A 16,121-nucleotide genomic window follows, 5' to 3' on the forward strand; every position below is an offset into this window, starting at 1 on the left:
TCCTGGTGGCGCTGCTGGTGGCGCTGGTGATGAAGACCTTCCTGATCCAGGTGTTCGTGATCCCCTCGGGCTCGATGGAGCAGACCATCCAGGTCGGGGACCGGGTGCTGGTGGACAAGTTGACCCCCTGGTTCGGCAGTGAGCCGCAGCGCGGCGATGTGGTGGTGTTCAAGGACCCGGGCGGCTGGCTGGAGAACGATCACAAGCCGTCTGACGACGGTCCGGTGCTGGGCGCGGCCAAACACGTGCTGACCTTCGTCGGGCTGCTGCCGTCCGACAACGAGCAGGACCTGATCAAGCGCGTCATCGGTGTCGGCGGGGACACCGTCGAGTGCTGCGACCCGCAGGGTCGGCTCAGCGTCAACGGCCGCGCGGTTGCGGAGCCATACCTCGCGTCGGGTAACCCGCCGTCCCGGCAGCCCTTCAAGGTGACGGTGCCGAAGGGCCGCCTGTGGGTCATGGGTGACCACCGCGACGTCTCCGCCGACTCCCGCTTCCACATGGGCAATCCGGGGCAGGGGACCATCCCGCTGAGCGGTGTGGTCGGTCGCGCGTTCGTGATCGCCTGGCCACTGGACCGCTTCCATCAACTCGATGAGCCGAGTTCACTCTCCTCTCTCGCCGGGGCTTCACCGCCCGGCGGAACTGCGCCGAAATCGATGGGCGTTGGGCCGGTTCCTATGCAACCTCCGCTCGTTATGGGTTTGTTGGGCATCCTGCCGCTCGTCATTCGCCGACCGGGGCGGCCTCCCGAGTGAGTCGCTCCGGCCGTTGAACGGCCGGGCCGCGCGTGTGGAACCGTGAGCCGGATGCCTTGGAGTGATAGAGAAGTGCAGGTGCGGCCGGGATCCCGGCTGTGCGCCGAGGCCGCGTTGGTGTCAGGGGAGCCCGTTGTGGGCAGCCCTGATGCGTTCATGGTCGTGGCGAGCGTGGTGCCCGCTGTGCGGCACTCTGAGCGCGGGCGCGCGGGCGTCCGCACAGCAGGGAGGAGACGTTGTGGGGGATTTGGTGATCGGTGCCCGTTCGGGCGCCGGGGAACCCGAGCGCCCGGGCGGTGGCCGGGTGACCCGGTCCGCCGATTCCTCGGCGCCCTCGGCCGCGGTCGATGACACGACTGCTCAGACAGCTGACGAGCACGGCACCGGACCGGAGGACTCATCGGAGCCCCTGCGGCGGGGGGCCGAGCCGGCGGAGGAGTCGGAGTCGGAGGCTCCGGCCAAGCCACACAAGCAGCGGTCCTTCCTGAAGGAGCTGCCGATCCTGATCGGCATCGCGCTGATCCTCGCGCTGGTGATCAAGACCTTCTTCGTCCAGGCGTTCTCCATTCCGTCGGAGTCGATGCAGAACACGCTGCAGGTCGGCGACCGCGTCCTGGTGGACAAGCTGACCCCCTGGTTCGGGGCCGAGCCCGAGCGCGGTGAGGTCGTGGTGTTCCACGACCCGGGCGGCTGGCTGAACGACGAGCCGTCCCAGCGGAGCAGCAACTCCTTCGTCCGGGGCTTCCAGGACGTGCTCAGCTTCATCGGCCTGATGCCCTCCACCAATGAGAAGGACCTGATCAAGCGCGTCATCGCGGTCGGCGGCGACACCGTCGAGTGCAAGGGCGACGGGCCGGTCATGGTGAACGGCGTCGCGCTCGACGAGCCGTACATCTACCAGGGCAACACCCCCTGCGGGACTCAGCCCTTCGGCCCGGTGAGGGTGCCGAGCGGCCGGATCTGGGTGATGGGAGACCACCGCGCGGACTCGCTGGACTCCCGTTTCCACATGGACCAGCCGGGCGGCGGGGCCGTGCCGGTGGACAACGTGATCGGGCGTGCCTTCGTGGTGGCCTGGCCGATCGGCCACTGGTCCACGCTGCCGGTGCCGGACACCTTCGACCAGAAGGACTTGGCGGAGACCCTGCCGATGGCGCCTCCCGCGGCCGGTGTGGTGGGTGCCGTCGCCCTGCTTCCGGTGGTGCGTCGGGTCCGGGCCCGGGCGGACCGCCGGAAGGAGTCCTGAGCTCCACCGGGTCGTCTCCAGCTCTTGCGCGGGCCGTGGTACCGACGAGTAATCTGCTCGGACGTGCCACGGCCCGTCGGCGTTCGCGCCCGAGCCACCGGCGTGCCAGTGGTGTTCTCCGGTCGGCCTGAGGTGGACGGTGTCGATGAGCAGTGTCGTGGAACAGCCGGCCGACTGTCCGGCCACTGACGCCCCTCCGCGGCGCGGGCCCGCCGCAGTGCTGCAGGGCATCGCGCTCGCGCTCGGGCTGGTGCTGATGATCGGCGGCTTCGCCCTCATCGCGATCGACTACCGGCCGTACAAGGTCCCCACCGCCTCGATGTCCCCGGCCCTCCAAGCCGGGGACACCGTGCTCGCCCGGAAGGTGGGCGGCGGTGCCATCGGCCGGGGCGACGTGGTGGTCTTCCGCGACCAGGCCTGGGGAGGGGAACTCATGGTCAAGCGGGTGGTCGCGGTCGGCGGGGACACCGTCGCCACCACTGACAGTGACCACAGGCTGACGGTCAACGGCCGGCCGGTGGAGGAGCCCTACCTCGCGACCCAGGGCCGCCAGGGCGAGTCGTTCAGTGCGACGGTGCCGCAGGGACGGCTGTTCCTGCTCGGCGACAACCGGGTCGGCTCGCTCGACTCCCGCACCCACCTGGAGGTCGAGGGCGGGACCGTCCCGACCACCGAGGTCGAGGCCAGGGTCGAGGCCATCCTGCAACCTTTCGGCCGGATGGGCCTGCTCGACCGCACCACGGCCTTCGACTCCTTCGCGGGCCCCGGGGCCGGCGAGCCCGGGCCGCTGGAGCCGGCCGCCTACGCCAGCGTTGCGGGCGCGGCGCTGATCGTCGTGACCTCGGCGGTGGGCGGGGTGGCGGGCCTGGCCCGCAGGCTTCGCCGGGGGCGCAGCTCCTGAGCGCGGCCGTCGCCGGCGGGGCCGCTCTGTCGAACATCGCCCCGGACGTACGCGTCGGGTGGCAGGATCGATAGCGCCACCGATGCGTACGGAAGGAGTGTGGAGCGCTGCCATGACAGCACAGCGTCGCCGGGCGGCGCGGATCCTGCTGCTGGACGGGCTGGACCGCATCCTCCTCTTCCTGGGCGCCGATCCGGCCGTGCCCGGGGAGACGTGGTGGTTCACGCCCGGGGGCGGCTTGGAGCCGGGGGAGGACGTGCGCGAGGCGGCCGAACGGGAGCTCGCGGAGGAGACCGGCTTGCGGGGTGTGGACCTGGGGCCCTTGGTGGCGTACGGCACGGTGTCGTTCTCCTTTCAGGGACAGCGCTACGAGCAGGAACAGTGGTTCCACCTGGCCCGGACCACGGAGACGGGTCTGGACCACTCGGGTATGGGCGGGGACGAACACGCCCAGCTGCTCGCGGCGCGCTGGTGGACGGTCGAGGAACTGCGGGGGACCGCCGAGACGGTCTATCCGGCCGGACTGGTGGACTTCCTCGGGCGGCTGCTGGCAGAGGGCCCGCCGGTCGATCCGGTACGGCTCTGAGCGTGGGTGCGGTGGTCCACAATGGGTGGACGTGACAAGTTGAGGGGACGCCTGGATGAGTGCCGAAGATCTCGAGAAGTACGAGACCGAGATGGAGCTCAAGCTCTACCGGGAGTACCGGGACGTCGTCGGCCTGTTCAAGTACGTGATCGAGACCGAGCGACGGTTCTACCTCACCAATGACTACGAGCTGCAGGTGCACTCGGTCCAGGGCGAGGTGTTCTTCGAGGTGTCGATGGCGGATGCGTGGGTCTGGGACATGTACCGGCCGGCCCGGTTCGTCCGCAAGGTCCGGGTGCTGACCTTCAAGGACGTGAACATCGAGGAACTCGCGAAGAGCGATCTGGAGCTGCCCTCGGACGAGTCCGGCTTCGGGAACTGACGTTGGACGACTCCGTCCCGCGTTGTCCAGCCGAATTTCGCGCGACGGGGGCTTCTCACCCCTGCGGGTGACAAAAGTTATCCACAGGGCCGAGTTATCCACAGGGTCGGGGAATTCCCCGGCTTCGCCGCGCACGGTGGTACAGCCTCCTCGGCGGAGGTGGTCACCGTGCAGAACACCGTCGTGCAGGACCAGGCCGTACCGAACGCGGCCGCAGCCGGGGCAGGCACCGGGAAGAGCCCGGACCGCAACACCAAGAACGGGCTCGGCCGCTACGGGGAGCGGGTCGCCGCCCGCCGCCTCGCGGAGGCCGGGCTCCGCATCCTGGACCGCAACTGGCGCTGTGTCGAGGGCGAGCTGGACATCGTCGCCCTCGACGGCGACACCGTCGCGGTCTGCGAGGTGAAGACCCGCTCCGAGCGGGGCTTCCAACAACCCAGCGAGGCCATCGGCCGGGCCAAGGCCGCCCGGCTGCAACGCCTGGCCGAGCGCTGGATGGCCGAACGCTGGCCGGGCCACTTCGCGCGGCTCGCCGGGCCCGGGTACGACCCCGGGCCGGCCGATCCGCAATGGCCGCCCGCTCCACCGGGCGGGGTGCGGATCGACCTGGTGGCCGTGGTCAACCGGGCGCGGGGTGCGGCCCTGGTCGACCACCTGCGGGGGGTGGTCTGAGATGGCCTTCGCCCGAACCTGTTCCGTCGCGCTGGTCGGGGTCGACGGAGTGATCGTCGAGGTCCAGGCCGATCTGGAGCCCGGGGTGGCCGCGTTCACCCTGGTCGGCCTGCCCGACAAGGCACTCACCGAGGCCCGCGACAGAGTCCGCGCCGCGGTCTGCAACAGCGGGGAGGCCTGGCCGCAGCGCAAGCTGACCGTCGGCCTCAGCCCCGCCTCGGTGCCCAAGAGCGGCAGCGGTTTCGACCTCGCGGTGGCCTGCGCCGTGCTGGCCGCCGCCGAGCGGCTCGACCCGTCCTCCATCGCCGATCTGCTGCTCATCGGCGAGCTGGGGCTGGACGGCCGGGTGCGGCCGGTCCGCGGGGTGCTGCCGTCGGTGCTGGCTGCCGCCGACGCCGGGTACGAGCGGGTGGTGGTCGCCGAGCAGACCGCGCCCGAGGCCTCGCTCGTCCCCGGGGTGACGGTGATCGGCGTCCGCAGCCTGCGCCAGCTGGTCGCCGTCCTGACCGGGGCGACGGCACCGGAGGAGCCGCCCGACCCGATCGGCGGCCGGCCGGATCCGCTGATGGCCGGCCTGATGCTGCCCAGCGCCTGCGTGCGGGGCCTGCCCGACGCGCGGGCGTTCCGCCTCGACATGGCCGACGTGGCCGGCCAGTACGAGGCCCGGCGGGCGCTGGAGATCGCCGCCGCCGGGGGACACCACCTCTACTTGAAGGGGCCTCCGGGTGCCGGCAAGACGATGCTGGCGGAGCGGCTGCCCTCGCTGCTCCCGCCGCTGACCCAGAAGGAGGCGTTGGAGGTCACCGCCGTCCACTCGGTGGCGGGCCTGCTCCCGGCCGGGCGCCCACTGATCGACACCGCGCCCTACTGCGCCCCGCACCACTCCACCACGATGCCCGCGATCGTCGGCGGCGGCAGCGGCCTGCCGAGACCGGGGGCGGTCTCGCTGGCGCATCGGGGCGTGCTCTTCCTGGACGAGGCACCGGAGTTCCCGGTGCGGGTGCTCGACGCGCTGCGCCAGCCGCTGGAGTCGGGCGAGGTGGTGATCGCCCGCTCGGCCGGATCGCTCCGGCTCCCGGCCCGGTTCCTCCTCTGCCTGGCCGCCAACCCCTGCCCGTGCGGCCGGCATTCACGGCGGGGCGAGGGCTGCGAGTGCACGCCCGCGATGGTCAGCCGCTACCAAGGGCGGCTCTCCGGCCCGCTGTTGGACCGGGTCGACCTCCAGGTCCAGGTCGCTCCGGTGACGAGGGTCGAGCTGATGGAGCGGGACGTCACGGCGGAGAGCACCGAGACCGTCGCGGCCCGGGTGCTGGCCGCGCGGGAGCGGGCGGCGGCCCGGCTGGAGCACACCCCGTGGCGGACCAACGCGGAGGTGCCGGGCCATGAACTGCGCACCCGTTGGCAGCTCGCGCCCGGCGCACTCAACGACGCCGCGCACCAGCTGGAGCGCGGCCTGCTGACCGCCCGGGGCCTGGACCGGGTACTCCGGGTCGCCTGGACGGTCGCCGATCTGGCCGGCCGTGACCGGCCGGACCAGCGGGACGTGCGCACCGCCCTGGTCATGCGCACCGGGGTCGAGCAGGGCCTGCCGCTGACCGAACGCCCCTTCGGCCGGCTCCGGGGCATCCCGGCCCAGCGCCGGAGCGGCCCGGACGACGACAGGCCGCAGGAGCGGGAGCAACCCCCGGCGAAGGAGGAGGGAGCGGCATGAACCGGCTGTTGAGGACCCCTCAAGCGCCCCGCACGGCCGAGGCCGGCAACGGAGCCGTGCCGGAGGCCGTGGCAGCGCCGGGGGCCGGAGCCGCGCTGGACACCGCAGCCGTGGTTGGCACCGCAGCGGAGCCCGACACCACTGCCGTCCCCGAGCCGGAGCGTCTCGCCCGCGTCCTGCTCAACCGGCTGAGCGAACCGGGGGACGCGGTGGTCGGTCGCTGGCTCGGCCAGCTCTCCGCCGTGGAGGTGGTGCGGGCGATCCGGGCGGGTACCGTCCCCGACCACCCCGGGCTGGACGCGGCCCGGCTGGCCGCCTACCAGGCTCGGCTGCCTGGCCTCGACCCGGTGGGCGACCTGAAACGGGTACGAGCCGTCGGTGGACGCTTCATCATTCCGGGGGACACGGAATGGCCCAGTCAACTGGACGACCTCGGCGACGGACGCCCGATCGGGCTGTGGACCAGCGGCACCGGATCACTGCGACTGCTCGCCCTGCGCTCGGTGGCGGTGGTGGGCTCCCGGGCCTGCACGGCCTACGGCGCCCACGTCGCGGGGGAGCTGTCGGCCCAACTGGCGGAGCGCGGGTGGGTGGTGGTCTCCGGAGCCGCCTACGGGATCGACGCGGCCGCCCACCGAGGGGCGCTCGCCGTCGGTGGGATGACGATCGCCGTGCTCGCCTGCGGGGTCGACGTGGCCTACCCGAAGGGGAACGCCGAGCTGATCCGGCGGATCGGCGTCCAGGGGCTGCTGGTCAGCGAACTCCCGCCGGGGGAGCACCCGAACCGGTTCCGCTTCGTGCTCCGCAACCGGGTCATCGCGGCGCTCACCCGGGGCACCGTGGTGGTCGAGGCGGCCGTGCGCAGCGGAGCCCTCAGTACGGCCAGACGGGCGCGGGACCTCAACCGCCACACCATGGGCGTGGCCGGCCCGGTCACCTCGGAGCTCTCCGCCGGGGTGCACGCCCTGATCCGCAGCGGCAGCGCCACCCTGGTCACCGACGCGGCCGAGATCACCGAGCTGATCGGGGCGATCGGGGACGACCTGGCGCCGCAGCGCAGCGGTCCGGTGCTGCCACGGGACCTGCTGGATCCCGCGGTGGCCAGGGTGCTGGAGGCCGTCCCGGCCACGGCGCAGGGTGCCCCGGTCGAGCGGCTGGCCCGTCAGTCCGGACTCTCGCCGGACGAAGTCCTCCAGCGGCTCTACGAGTTGACCTCGCTCGGTTTCGTGGAGCGGCACGGTGCGCACTGGCGCTTGGTGCGGAGAAGGGGGTGACCGTCGGGAAGGAGAACGCACGTGCGCCTTGGGGGGCGCGCCGGGACGGCCCGGCTGACCTGCTGATCCGGTTCTTCCGCTCGTGTGGCCGGATCCGGTGGGCGAGTGCCACCGGATCGGGGGACCACCGAGTGGCGGTAGCGCTTTGCAGTGAGTCGGTCACGCTACGCTCCACCTGCCTTCCCTATCAGCACATGACTCGGCAGAACGGCGCAGACCAACGTATGCCCACACACATTCCCGGACACAGAGTGACCGGTGGCGCTCGGTCCTCGGGAGGGCCGCGGACCGAGCGGCGACCGGCGACCGAGTTCCCGCCCAAGTCGGCGGGGACGATGGGAGGACTGTCGCGCCAGGGCGGCCGGCCGACGGTGGTGCCGGGCCAGCCCGCGGACGCGGCCCGCGACACCGAACCGGCCCACGCCAACAGGGCGGCCGGTGAGGAGGGCGCGCCAAGCGGCGCGCCCTCCGACCGCGCGTCCCGCCCGCCCGGCAGCGCCCCCACCCCGGACGCCACCTCCCCACCGGGCGCCGCCTCCTCGTCCGGCACCCCGGGGCGCAGCGCGCTCGAAGAGCTCTGGCGCTGCTACAAGGAGACCGGCGATCAGCGGCTGCGCGAGCAGCTGATCCTGCACTACTCACCACTCGTCAAGTACGTCGCGGGCAGGGTCGGGGTCGGTCTGCCCTCCAATGTCGAGCAGGCCGACTTCGTCTCCTCCGGGGTCTTCGGGCTGATCGACGCGATCGAGAAGTTCGACATCGACCGCGCCATCAAGTTCGAGACCTACGCGATCAGCCGCATCCGCGGCGCGATCATCGACGAGCTGCGCGCCCTCGACTGGATCCCCCGCTCCGTGCGGCAGAAGGCGAAGGCCGTCGAACGGACGTACGCGACGCTGGAGGCCCGGCTGCGCCGGACGCCGCACGATCCCGAAGTCGCGGCCGAAATGGGCATCGCGATCGAGGACCTGCACGCGATCTTCAGCCAGCTGTCGCTCGCCAACGTGGTGGCCCTGGACGAGCTGCTGCACCCGGTCGGCGAGGGCGGTGACCGACTGAGCCTGATGGACACCCTGGAGGACCACGGCGCGGACGACCCGGTCGAGGTGGCCGAGGACCGCGAGCTGCGCAGGCTGCTGGCCCAGGCGGTCAACACCCTCCCCGAGCGGGAGAAGACCGTGGTGACCCTCTACTACTACGAGGGACTCACCCTCGCCGAGATCGGACAGGTGCTGGGGGTTACGGAGAGCCGGGTGAGCCAGATCCACACCAAGTCCGTCCTCCAGCTGCGCGCCAAGCTCTCGGACGTCCGGTAGCGCACGCCGGATCCACCCGGCGGGCCGGCACCTCGTCCGAACGCGCGGCACCGTATCGGCCGAAGGTATGGCTCCGTACAGTGGGGGCGTGCCGAAGATCCGAGCGGCCACGGTGGCCGAGCATCGCCAGCTGCAGCGGGCAGCCCTCCTCGACGCTGCCCGCGCCCTGCTCACCGAGGGCGGCATGGAGGCCCTGACCTTCCCCGCGCTCGCGGCGCGCACCGGGCTGGCGCGCTCCTCGGTCTACGAGTACTTCCGCTCCCGCGCCGCCGTGGTCGAGGCGCTCTGCGAGGTGGACTTCCCGCTCTGGGCGGCCGAGATCGAGGCCGGGATGGAGAGCTGCGACACCGCGGCCGAGCGGATCGAGGCGTATGTCCGGGGCCAGCTGGCGCTGGCCGCAGACCCGAGGCACCGCGCGGTCGTGGCGATCTCGGCGCTGGAGCTCGACGAGGCCGCGCGCGAGCGCATCCGGGCGGCGCACGGCCGACTGGTCGGCCTGGTCGTCCAGGCGCTGGAGGACCTCGGCCACGAACAGCCCCGGCTTGCGGCTGCCCTGCTCCAGGGGGTCGTGGAGGCGGCCGTCCGCCGGGCCGAGCAGCTGGCGGCCGGGGACCGCGTGGGCTGCCAGGCCGAGACCCCCGAGGCGATCGCCGACGCCGCCGTCGCCCTGGCGCTGCACGGTCTCGCCCGCGCCTGAGCCGCCACGTACGTCTGAACCATCACTGACGCCGGGGCCACCAGTCACGACAGGGTCACCACCCACGACGGGGCCCCCACCCACGACAGGGCCGCCCGCAGTGGGCCCGTGCAACCCAGAGCCATCCGCCCGCCCGGCCCCGCCCAGCGGCAGCAGTCGCGCCGCGCCGACGCCGAGCAGAGCCAGCGGATCGAGGTAGCGGTTGCCGCGCAGCAGACCCCAGTGCAGGCAGTCCCGTGCGCCGCAGTGTCGCCCACCCGGGGCGAGCTGCCCGATGACCTGCCCGGCGGCCACCGCGGTGCCGACCGGGACGGTGCCGGTGATGGGCAGGTAGGTGGTCCGCAGCGGCGGAGTCCCCGAGCCCGGGTGGGTGACGGTCAGCACCGGCCGCCCGGCCACCAGCCCGGAGAACGCGACCACCCCGTCGGCCGCAGCCCGTACCTCCGACCCGGGCACGGCGGCGAGGTCCACTCCCCGGTGCCCGGCCGCCCAGGGCTTCGCCGGCGGCTCGAACCGCCCCAGCACCCCACCGGGCCCGCCCGTCGGCCAGGCCCGCGCCTCCGCGCCGCGACCGGCCTCCGCACCGCGACCGGCCGCGAGACCCGGGCCGTCCGCCGCAGGCGTGGCGGCAGCCGCCCCCGCACTGCCCGGCCACCCGAGCACCAGTGCCGCCACCACGGCCAGCACCAGCACCACCCCGCCGAACACGGCAAGCGCGGTGAACGCGGCGGACACCCTTCGAACCCCACTGAGCCCAGTCATGCCCCGAGGCTGATCCCGCCCCCGCCCCCGCACCACCCCGTTCCGGATTCCTGTGGACAAACCGCCCCCGCCCCCGACCGCCGTCCCCCCAACGGGTGTACGGGCGCTGCCATCCGGTGTACAAACGGCATGCGAGCACCGAACCGCGGGCAGGCAGCCGACCGAAGCGCCCCCGGCCCGCCGCACTGCTCTCCCGCCGCCGCGGACCCGCCGGTCGCAGCCGGTCCCAGGCTTCTCCCAGGCCCTCCACGGGCCCTCCGTCGCTCGCGAAGTCGCTCGCTCCTCGGCGCTTCCCGTACACTTCACACGCGACCCGGTCCACCGGGTCGACTTCGCACGCCCCGCCACCGGTGGTCGCACGCGGTTCTTCCGCGGCCCCGCCAGGTGCGAGTGCCGCTCGGTCCGCCGAGCCCGACCGGTCCCCGGACCGAGCGGGTGGAAGCGGCTCGGCACGATCGGGGCGTCAGGCGTGGCTGTCACCTGGCCGCCACGGACAAAACCGAGCCTGACCTGGCCGCAGGCGGTTGCCCGACGGGAAAACCTCGCGGGAACGCCGCAGCCGGGCCGTAACACCTGAGGAGCACGGCAATGGCCGTCGTCACGATGCGGGAGCTGCTGGAGAGCGGCGTCCACTTCGGTCACCAGACCCGCCGCTGGAACCCGAAGATGAAGCGCTTCATCATCACCGAGCGCAACGGCATCTACATCATCGACCTGCTGCAGTCGCTGAACTACATCGACCGCGCCTTCGAGTTCATCAAGGAGACCGTTGCCCACGGCGGCAGCGTCCTCTTCGTCGGCACGAAGAAGCAGGCCCAGGAGGCCATCGCCGAGCAGGCCACCCGCGTGGGCATGCCCTACGTGAACCAGCGCTGGCTCGGCGGCATGCTGACCAACTTCTCGACCGTCTACAAGCGTCTGCAGCGCCTGAAGGAGCTCGGCGAGCTGGACTTCTCGGACGTGGCCGGCTCCGGCCTGACCAAGAAGGAGCTCCTGGTCCTCCAGCGCGAGCACGACAAGCTGGAGAAGACCCTCGGCGGTATCCGCGACATGCAGCGCGTTCCCAGCGCTGTCTGGATCGTGGACACCAAGAAGGAGCACATCGCGGTCGGCGAGGCCCGCAAGCTCAACATCCCGGTCGTCGCCATCCTCGACACCAACTGTGACCCGGACGAGGTCGACTACAAGATCCCGGGCAACGACGACGCGATCCGCTCCGTCACCCTGCTGACCCGTGTGATCGCCGACGCCGTGGCCGAGGGCCTGAAGTCCCGCGCCGGTGTCGCCAAGGGCGACGCCAAGGCCGAGCCGGGTGCCGACCAGCCGCTGGCCGACTGGGAGAAGGACCTCATCGAGGGCGAGAAGAAGGCCGAGGAGGCCCCCGCCGCCGCCGAGGCCCCCGCCGCCGAGGCTCCGGCCGCCGAGGCTCCGGCCGCTGAGGCTCCGGCCGAGCAGGCCTGACGCACCAAGGGTGAGGGGTACCTACCGGTGCGACACCGGTAGGTGCCCCTCTCTCCCGCGCCGGGGCCGAACCATCGGTCCCGGCGCATCCCCACGCAGACACGCGAGACGCGAGAAGAGATTCACACCATGGCGAACTTCACCGCCGCGGACGTCAAGAAGCTCCGTGAGCTCACCGGCGCCGGCATGATGGACTGCAAGAAGGCCCTGGACGAGGCCGAGGGCAACGTCGAGAAGGCTGTCGAGCTCCTGCGCATCAAGGGCCAGAAGGGTGTTGCCAAGCGCGAGGGCCGTGACGCCTCCAACGGCGCCGTCGCCGCGCTGATCGCCGAGGACAAGAAGTCCGGCGTTCTGGTCGAGCTGAACTGCGAGACCGACTTCGTCGCCAAGGGTGACAACTTCGTCCGGGTCGCCGACGCGATCGCCGCCCACGTGGCCAAGACCGCCCCGGCCGACCTGGACGCCGCCCTGGCTTCCGAGATCGAGGCCGGCAAGACCGTCCAGCAGTTCGTGGACGAGGCCAACGCGACCCTGGGCGAGAAGATCGTCTTCCGTCGCTTCGCCCAGTTCGACGGTGACGGCTTCGTCGCGGTCTACCTGCACAAGACCAGCCCCGACCTGCCGCCGGCCGTCGGCGTCCTGGTCGAGCTGGACAAGGAGAACGCCGAGGTCGCCAAGGACGTCGCGCAGCACATCGCCGCGTTCGCGCCGAAGTTCCTCTCCCGCGAGGACATCCCGGCCGAGGAGCTCGAGAACGAGCGCCGCGTCGCCGAGGCCACCGCTCGCGAGGAGGGCAAGCCGGAGGCCGCCCTGCCGAAGATCGTCGAGGGTCGCGTCACCGGCTTCGTGAAGGAGAACTCCGTCCTGGAGCAGGCCTTCGCGAAGGACAACAAGAAGACCGTCGCCAAGGTCCTCGAGGAGAACGGCGTCGCCCTCAAGCGCTTCGCCCGCTTCCGCGTCGGCGCCTGAGCCACGTTCCACCTGGTCCCAGCCCCCTTTAGGCTGGGAACCGCCCCCGCCCGCTGACCAGGGCGGGCGGAACGCCGAACGGGCTCACCCAGCGCCAACCGTCCATGGGCGGGCCGCTTCGGCACCATGAACGACGAGGAGGCCATTGCCGTGCAGGACACCGAACCGGTTCCCGCGGCAGTGGCCTCCTCGCGTGTACGCGCAGGCCGGGTATCCGCACACCCAGGCCTGTGAGCCAGCAGGTGCAAAAAGGAGAAGTCCATGCAGGAGACGCAGGAGACCGCGCAGGACCCCAAGGCGGGCTCGCGCCGCCGGGTGCTGCTCAAGCTGTCCGGTGAAGCCTTCGCCGGTGGCGGCGGGCTCGGCGTCGACCCGGACGTCGTGCACGCGATCGCCCGGGAGATCGCCACGGTCGTCCGCGCCGGTACCGAGGTCGCGGTGGTCATCGGCGGCGGCAACTTCTTCCGGGGTGCCGAGCTGCAGGTCCGCGGGATGGACCGGGCCCGTTCGGACTACATGGGCATGCTCGGCACCGTGATGAACTGCCTGGCGCTGCAGGACTTCCTGGTCAAGGAGGGCATCGAGACCCGGGTCCAGACCGCCATCACCATGGGCCAGGTGGCCGAGCCGTACCTGCCACTGCGGGCCGTCCGGCACCTGGAGAAGGGCCGTGTGGTGATCTTCGGTGCCGGTATGGGCATGCCGTACTTCTCGACCGACACCACGGCCGTCCAGCGCGCCCTGGAGATCCACGCCGACGTCCTGCTGATGGGCAAGAACGGCGTGGACGGTGTCTACGACTCCGACCCGCGGACCAACCCGGACGCGGTGAAGTTCGACGCGCTGGAGTACTCCGAGGTCATTGCGCGCGACCTCAAGGTCGCCGACCTCACCGCGATCACGCTGTGCAAGGACAACAACCTCCCGATGCTGGTCTTCGAACTGCTGGCGGAGGGCAATATCGCGCGTGCGGTGAAGAGTGAGAAGATCGGCACACTCATCAGCCAGGATTCCGTCCGGGCCTGAGCAGCAACCAGCCGTACGGGACGGCGTCCGCCGCGACCGGCCCCGATGCCGACACCGGTCGGGACAACAGCAGATGAACCGGACAGGGAGACCACAGTGATCGACGAGATCATCCTCGAGGCCGAGGAGAAGATGGAGAAGGCCGTCAACGTCGCCAAGGACGACCTTGCGGCCATTCGAACCGGCCGTGCTCACCCGGCGATGTTCGCCAAGATCGTCGCCGAGTACTACGGCGCCGTGACGCCGATCAACCAGCTGGCCTCGTTCTCGGTGCCGGAGCCCCGGATGGCGGTCGTCTCGCCGTTCGACAAGACCGCGCTGAAGGCCATCGAGCAGGCGATCCGCGACTCCGACCTGGGCGTCAACCCGTCGAACGACGGCTCCATCATCCGAGTGGTGCTGCCCGAGCTCACCGAGGAGCGCCGCCGGGAGTTCATCAAGATCGCCCGCACCAAGGGCGAGGACGCCAAGGTCTCGATCCGTTCGGTGCGCCGCAAGGCCAAGGACGGGATCGACAAGCTGGTGAAGGACGGCGAGGTCGGCGAGGACGACGGCCGCCGCGGCGAGAAGGAGCTCGACGACCTCACGGCCAAGTACGTGGCCCAGGTCGACGTGCTGCTGAAGCACAAGGAATCCGAGCTGCTCGAGGTCTGATGAACGACGCCCCTGACGCCCCTGGCTACTGGGGCCCGTCCGACCAGCAGTTCCAGCCCTACCGCCCGGCGCCGCAGCCGCAGGCACCCCGGCTGTCGGCCCAGCCGACGCCGGGGTACGGCGAGCACCCGGCGCCGGTCCAGGGACAGCCCGTCCCGGGGCATGCCGTCCCCGGGCACCCCGCCCAGGGACACCCCGGCCAGGCCGCCCACCAGGGCGGGCCGGGCGCTGTCCCGGGTGGCCCCGCCCTCCGTTCGGATCAGTCGCAGCAGCCTCCGGTGTACTGGGGCGCAGACGCGGAGGACACTCAGGTCATGCCTCCCGTACCGGCGGATCCCGGCCCGCACTCCGGCGTGCCCGACCACGGCCCCGCCCAGGGCCGGCCGGCACCGCACCACGGGCGGGCGACCCCCGGTCAGCACGCGGCGTACGGTCAGCCGGCGGTCCCCGGCCAGCCGGCCGACCCCGGCGCGGGCCCGGCCCGGGAGGCCGGCCGGCTGAGCGGCGGCCCGTTGTTCCGGGACGGGCAGCCCGAGACGGCGCCGCCTGGTGTGACGGAGACGGTCGTGCTGCGCGCGATAACCGACGACGTCATCCCCGCCCCCGGTCCCGGCGCCCAGCCGTACCCGGGGGCTCCGGTGCATCCCGCGCCGCCGCAGAGCCACCGGGCGGCCGGGCAGCCCCACTTCGTGCCGTCGTCCCACCCAGGGCAGGAGACACCCGTGGCCGCCCAGCCCGCCCCGCAACCGGAGCCGCGCAAGCAGCGCGGTGGCCGCAACCTCCAGGCCGCCATAGGCGTGGGGGTGGGCCTCGGCGCGGTGATCGTCGCCTCGCTGTTCGTGGTCAAGGCGCTGTTCCTCGTGGTCGTGATGGCCGCGGTGGTGGTCGGCAGCTGGGAGCTGACGTCCCGGCTCGCCGAGCGCAAGCAGATCAAGGTGCCGCTGGTCCCGCTGGTGGTGGGCGGCGTTGCGATGGTCGCCACCGGCTACTGGGCCGGGGTCGAGTGGGCCGCCGCCTCGCTGGCGCTGACCGGGCTGGCGGTGATGGTCTGGCGGATGGCCGCACCGCCGGAGAACTACCTGCGGGACATAACGGCGGGTGTGTTCACCGCCTTCTACGTGCCGTTCCTGGCCACCTTCGTGGCGATGATGCTGGCGGCCGACGACGGCCCCCAGCGGATCGTGCTCTTCCTGATCGTCACGATCTGTAGTGACACCGGCGCCTACGCCGTGGGCTACAAGTTCGGCAAGAACAAGCTGGCTCCGACGATCAGCCCCGGCAAGACCCGCGAGGGCCTGGCCGGCGGCATCGGCCTGTCGATGCTGGCGGGCGCCCTGCTGATGCAGCTGATCATCGACGACGGCAGCTGGTGGCAGGGCCTGATCCTGGGCGGCTGCGCGGCGGTCACCGCGACCCTGGGCGACCTGGGCGAGTCGATGATCAAGCGCGACCTCGGGATCAAGGACATGGGCACCCTGCTGCCCGGCCACGGCGGCATCATGGACCGGCTGGACTCGCTCCTGCCGACCGCCCCGGTGGTCTGGCTGCTGCTCGCCGCCTTCGTCGGCAGCTAGCGCGACGACTCAGCGCGACGCTCAGCGCGGGGGGGGGGGGCGCCCCCCCCCCCGGGGGGCCCCCCCCCCCCGCCCCCCCCGAAAACAACCCACAACACACACGACCCCCCAAAGGAGACGCGCGCCGGCGCG

15 protein-coding genes and 1 pseudogene are annotated in these 16,121 nt (G+C 72.0%); 15 read left to right on the forward strand and 1 reads right to left on the reverse strand.

The features are described from left to right. Window positions 1–5 precede the first annotated feature (5 nt). From lepB (ACIRYZ_RS32975) to ACIRYZ_RS33020, 10 genes are all read left to right on the forward strand, one after another. Entirely contained in the window at window positions 6–758 is a 753-nt protein-coding gene (gene lepB, locus ACIRYZ_RS32975; RefSeq protein WP_402951473.1) for a signal peptidase I, read from the forward strand. A gap of 238 nt (window positions 759–996) precedes the next feature. Then, window positions 997–2,004: a signal peptidase I gene (gene lepB, locus ACIRYZ_RS32980; RefSeq protein ID WP_402951475.1), complete on the forward strand. Its 1,008-nt coding sequence runs from the start codon at window positions 997–999 to the stop codon at window positions 2,002–2,004. Window positions 2,005–2,149: 145 nt separating this feature from the next. Continuing rightward, window positions 2,150–2,905, forward strand: coding sequence for a signal peptidase I (lepB, locus tag ACIRYZ_RS32985; protein WP_402951478.1), 756 nt, complete (start codon window positions 2,150–2,152; stop codon window positions 2,903–2,905). A 112-nt stretch (window positions 2,906–3,017) separates the two neighbouring features. After that, a complete protein-coding gene (locus tag ACIRYZ_RS32990; protein ID WP_402951480.1) occupies window positions 3,018–3,491 on the forward strand; it encodes an NUDIX hydrolase in 474 nt (157 codons plus the stop codon). Between the two features lie 55 nt (window positions 3,492–3,546). Next, window positions 3,547–3,873 carry a DUF2469 domain-containing protein gene (locus ACIRYZ_RS32995; RefSeq protein ID WP_030056781.1) on the forward strand — a complete coding sequence of 109 codons (327 nt, stop codon included), beginning with the start codon at window positions 3,547–3,549 and terminating at the stop codon, window positions 3,871–3,873. Window positions 3,874–4,041: 168 nt separating this feature from the next. Beyond that, a complete protein-coding gene (locus ACIRYZ_RS33000) occupies window positions 4,042–4,545 on the forward strand; it encodes a YraN family protein (protein ID WP_402951483.1) in 504 nt (167 codons plus the stop codon). A 1-nt stretch (window position 4,546) separates the two neighbouring features. Continuing rightward, on the forward strand, window positions 4,547–6,256 hold the full coding sequence (locus tag ACIRYZ_RS33005) for a YifB family Mg chelatase-like AAA ATPase (protein WP_402951486.1): 1,710 nt from the start codon (window positions 4,547–4,549) through the stop codon (window positions 6,254–6,256). Further along, a complete protein-coding gene (dprA, locus tag ACIRYZ_RS33010; RefSeq protein ID WP_402951488.1) occupies window positions 6,253–7,530 on the forward strand; it encodes a DNA-processing protein DprA in 1,278 nt (425 codons plus the stop codon). The genes ACIRYZ_RS33005 and dprA overlap by 4 nt, the downstream gene beginning before the upstream one ends. Window positions 7,531–7,865: 335 nt before the next feature. Continuing rightward, complete coding sequence (gene whiG / locus ACIRYZ_RS33015) at window positions 7,866–8,846, forward strand: RNA polymerase sigma factor WhiG (protein ID WP_402951491.1); 981 nt, start codon at window positions 7,866–7,868, stop codon at window positions 8,844–8,846. Between the two features lie 112 nt (window positions 8,847–8,958). After that, window positions 8,959–9,543, forward strand: coding sequence for a TetR/AcrR family transcriptional regulator (locus ACIRYZ_RS33020; protein ID WP_402951547.1), 585 nt, complete (start codon window positions 8,959–8,961; stop codon window positions 9,541–9,543). A 198-nt stretch (window positions 9,544–9,741) separates the two neighbouring features. On the opposite strand, the pseudogene ACIRYZ_RS33025 reads toward ACIRYZ_RS33020, so the two are convergent. After that, a pseudogene (locus ACIRYZ_RS33025) lies at window positions 9,742–10,305 on the reverse strand (peptidoglycan DD-metalloendopeptidase family protein); the annotation flags it as partial. Between the two features lie 588 nt (window positions 10,306–10,893). Here ACIRYZ_RS33025 and rpsB point away from each other — a divergent pair. The 5 genes from rpsB (at window position 10,894) to ACIRYZ_RS33050 (ending at window position 15,989) form a co-directional block, all read left to right on the forward strand. Beyond that, complete coding sequence (gene rpsB, locus ACIRYZ_RS33030; protein ID WP_402951494.1) at window positions 10,894–11,766, forward strand: 30S ribosomal protein S2; 873 nt, start codon at window positions 10,894–10,896, stop codon at window positions 11,764–11,766. 129 nt (window positions 11,767–11,895) lie between these two features. Beyond that, complete coding sequence (gene tsf, locus ACIRYZ_RS33035; protein ID WP_402951497.1) at window positions 11,896–12,735, forward strand: translation elongation factor Ts; 840 nt, start codon at window positions 11,896–11,898, stop codon at window positions 12,733–12,735. A gap of 261 nt (window positions 12,736–12,996) precedes the next feature. Next, window positions 12,997–13,761 (forward strand): UMP kinase, encoded by a 765-nt coding sequence (pyrH, locus tag ACIRYZ_RS33040; RefSeq protein WP_030056790.1) that lies wholly within the window; start codon window positions 12,997–12,999, stop codon window positions 13,759–13,761. Window positions 13,762–13,857: 96 nt separating this feature from the next. Continuing rightward, entirely contained in the window at window positions 13,858–14,415 is a 558-nt protein-coding gene (gene frr / locus ACIRYZ_RS33045) for a ribosome recycling factor (RefSeq protein WP_402951500.1), read from the forward strand. A 314-nt stretch (window positions 14,416–14,729) separates the two neighbouring features. Next, a complete protein-coding gene (locus tag ACIRYZ_RS33050) occupies window positions 14,730–15,989 on the forward strand; it encodes a phosphatidate cytidylyltransferase (protein WP_402951550.1) in 1,260 nt (419 codons plus the stop codon). Window positions 15,990–16,121 lie beyond the last annotated feature (132 nt).

Origin of the sequence: Kitasatospora sp. NPDC101155, assembly GCF_044768305.1 — a bacterium.
Lineage (GTDB): Bacteria > Actinomycetota > Actinomycetes > Streptomycetales > Streptomycetaceae > Kitasatospora.

Bases quoted from the DNA above. Each gene is read 5' to 3' on its own strand.
- lepB (WP_402951478.1), top strand. From the start codon at position 2,150: ATGAGCAGTGTCGTGGAACAGCCGGCCGACTGTCCGGCCACTGACGCC.
- ACIRYZ_RS32990 (WP_402951480.1), top strand. From the start codon at position 3,018: ATGACAGCACAGCGTCGCCGGGCGGCGCGGATCCTGCTGCTGGACGGG.
- ACIRYZ_RS32995 (WP_030056781.1), top strand. From the start codon at position 3,547: ATGAGTGCCGAAGATCTCGAGAAGTACGAGACCGAGATGGAGCTCAAG.
- ACIRYZ_RS33005 (WP_402951486.1), top strand. From the start codon at position 4,547: ATGGCCTTCGCCCGAACCTGTTCCGTCGCGCTGGTCGGGGTCGACGGA.
- dprA (WP_402951488.1), top strand. From the start codon at position 6,253: ATGAACCGGCTGTTGAGGACCCCTCAAGCGCCCCGCACGGCCGAGGCC.
- whiG (WP_402951491.1), top strand. From the start codon at position 7,866: ATGGGAGGACTGTCGCGCCAGGGCGGCCGGCCGACGGTGGTGCCGGGC.
- rpsB (WP_402951494.1), top strand. From the start codon at position 10,894: ATGGCCGTCGTCACGATGCGGGAGCTGCTGGAGAGCGGCGTCCACTTC.
- tsf (WP_402951497.1), top strand. From the start codon at position 11,896: ATGGCGAACTTCACCGCCGCGGACGTCAAGAAGCTCCGTGAGCTCACC.
- pyrH (WP_030056790.1), top strand. From the start codon at position 12,997: ATGCAGGAGACGCAGGAGACCGCGCAGGACCCCAAGGCGGGCTCGCGC.
- ACIRYZ_RS33050 (WP_402951550.1), top strand. From the start codon at position 14,730: ATGCCTCCCGTACCGGCGGATCCCGGCCCGCACTCCGGCGTGCCCGAC.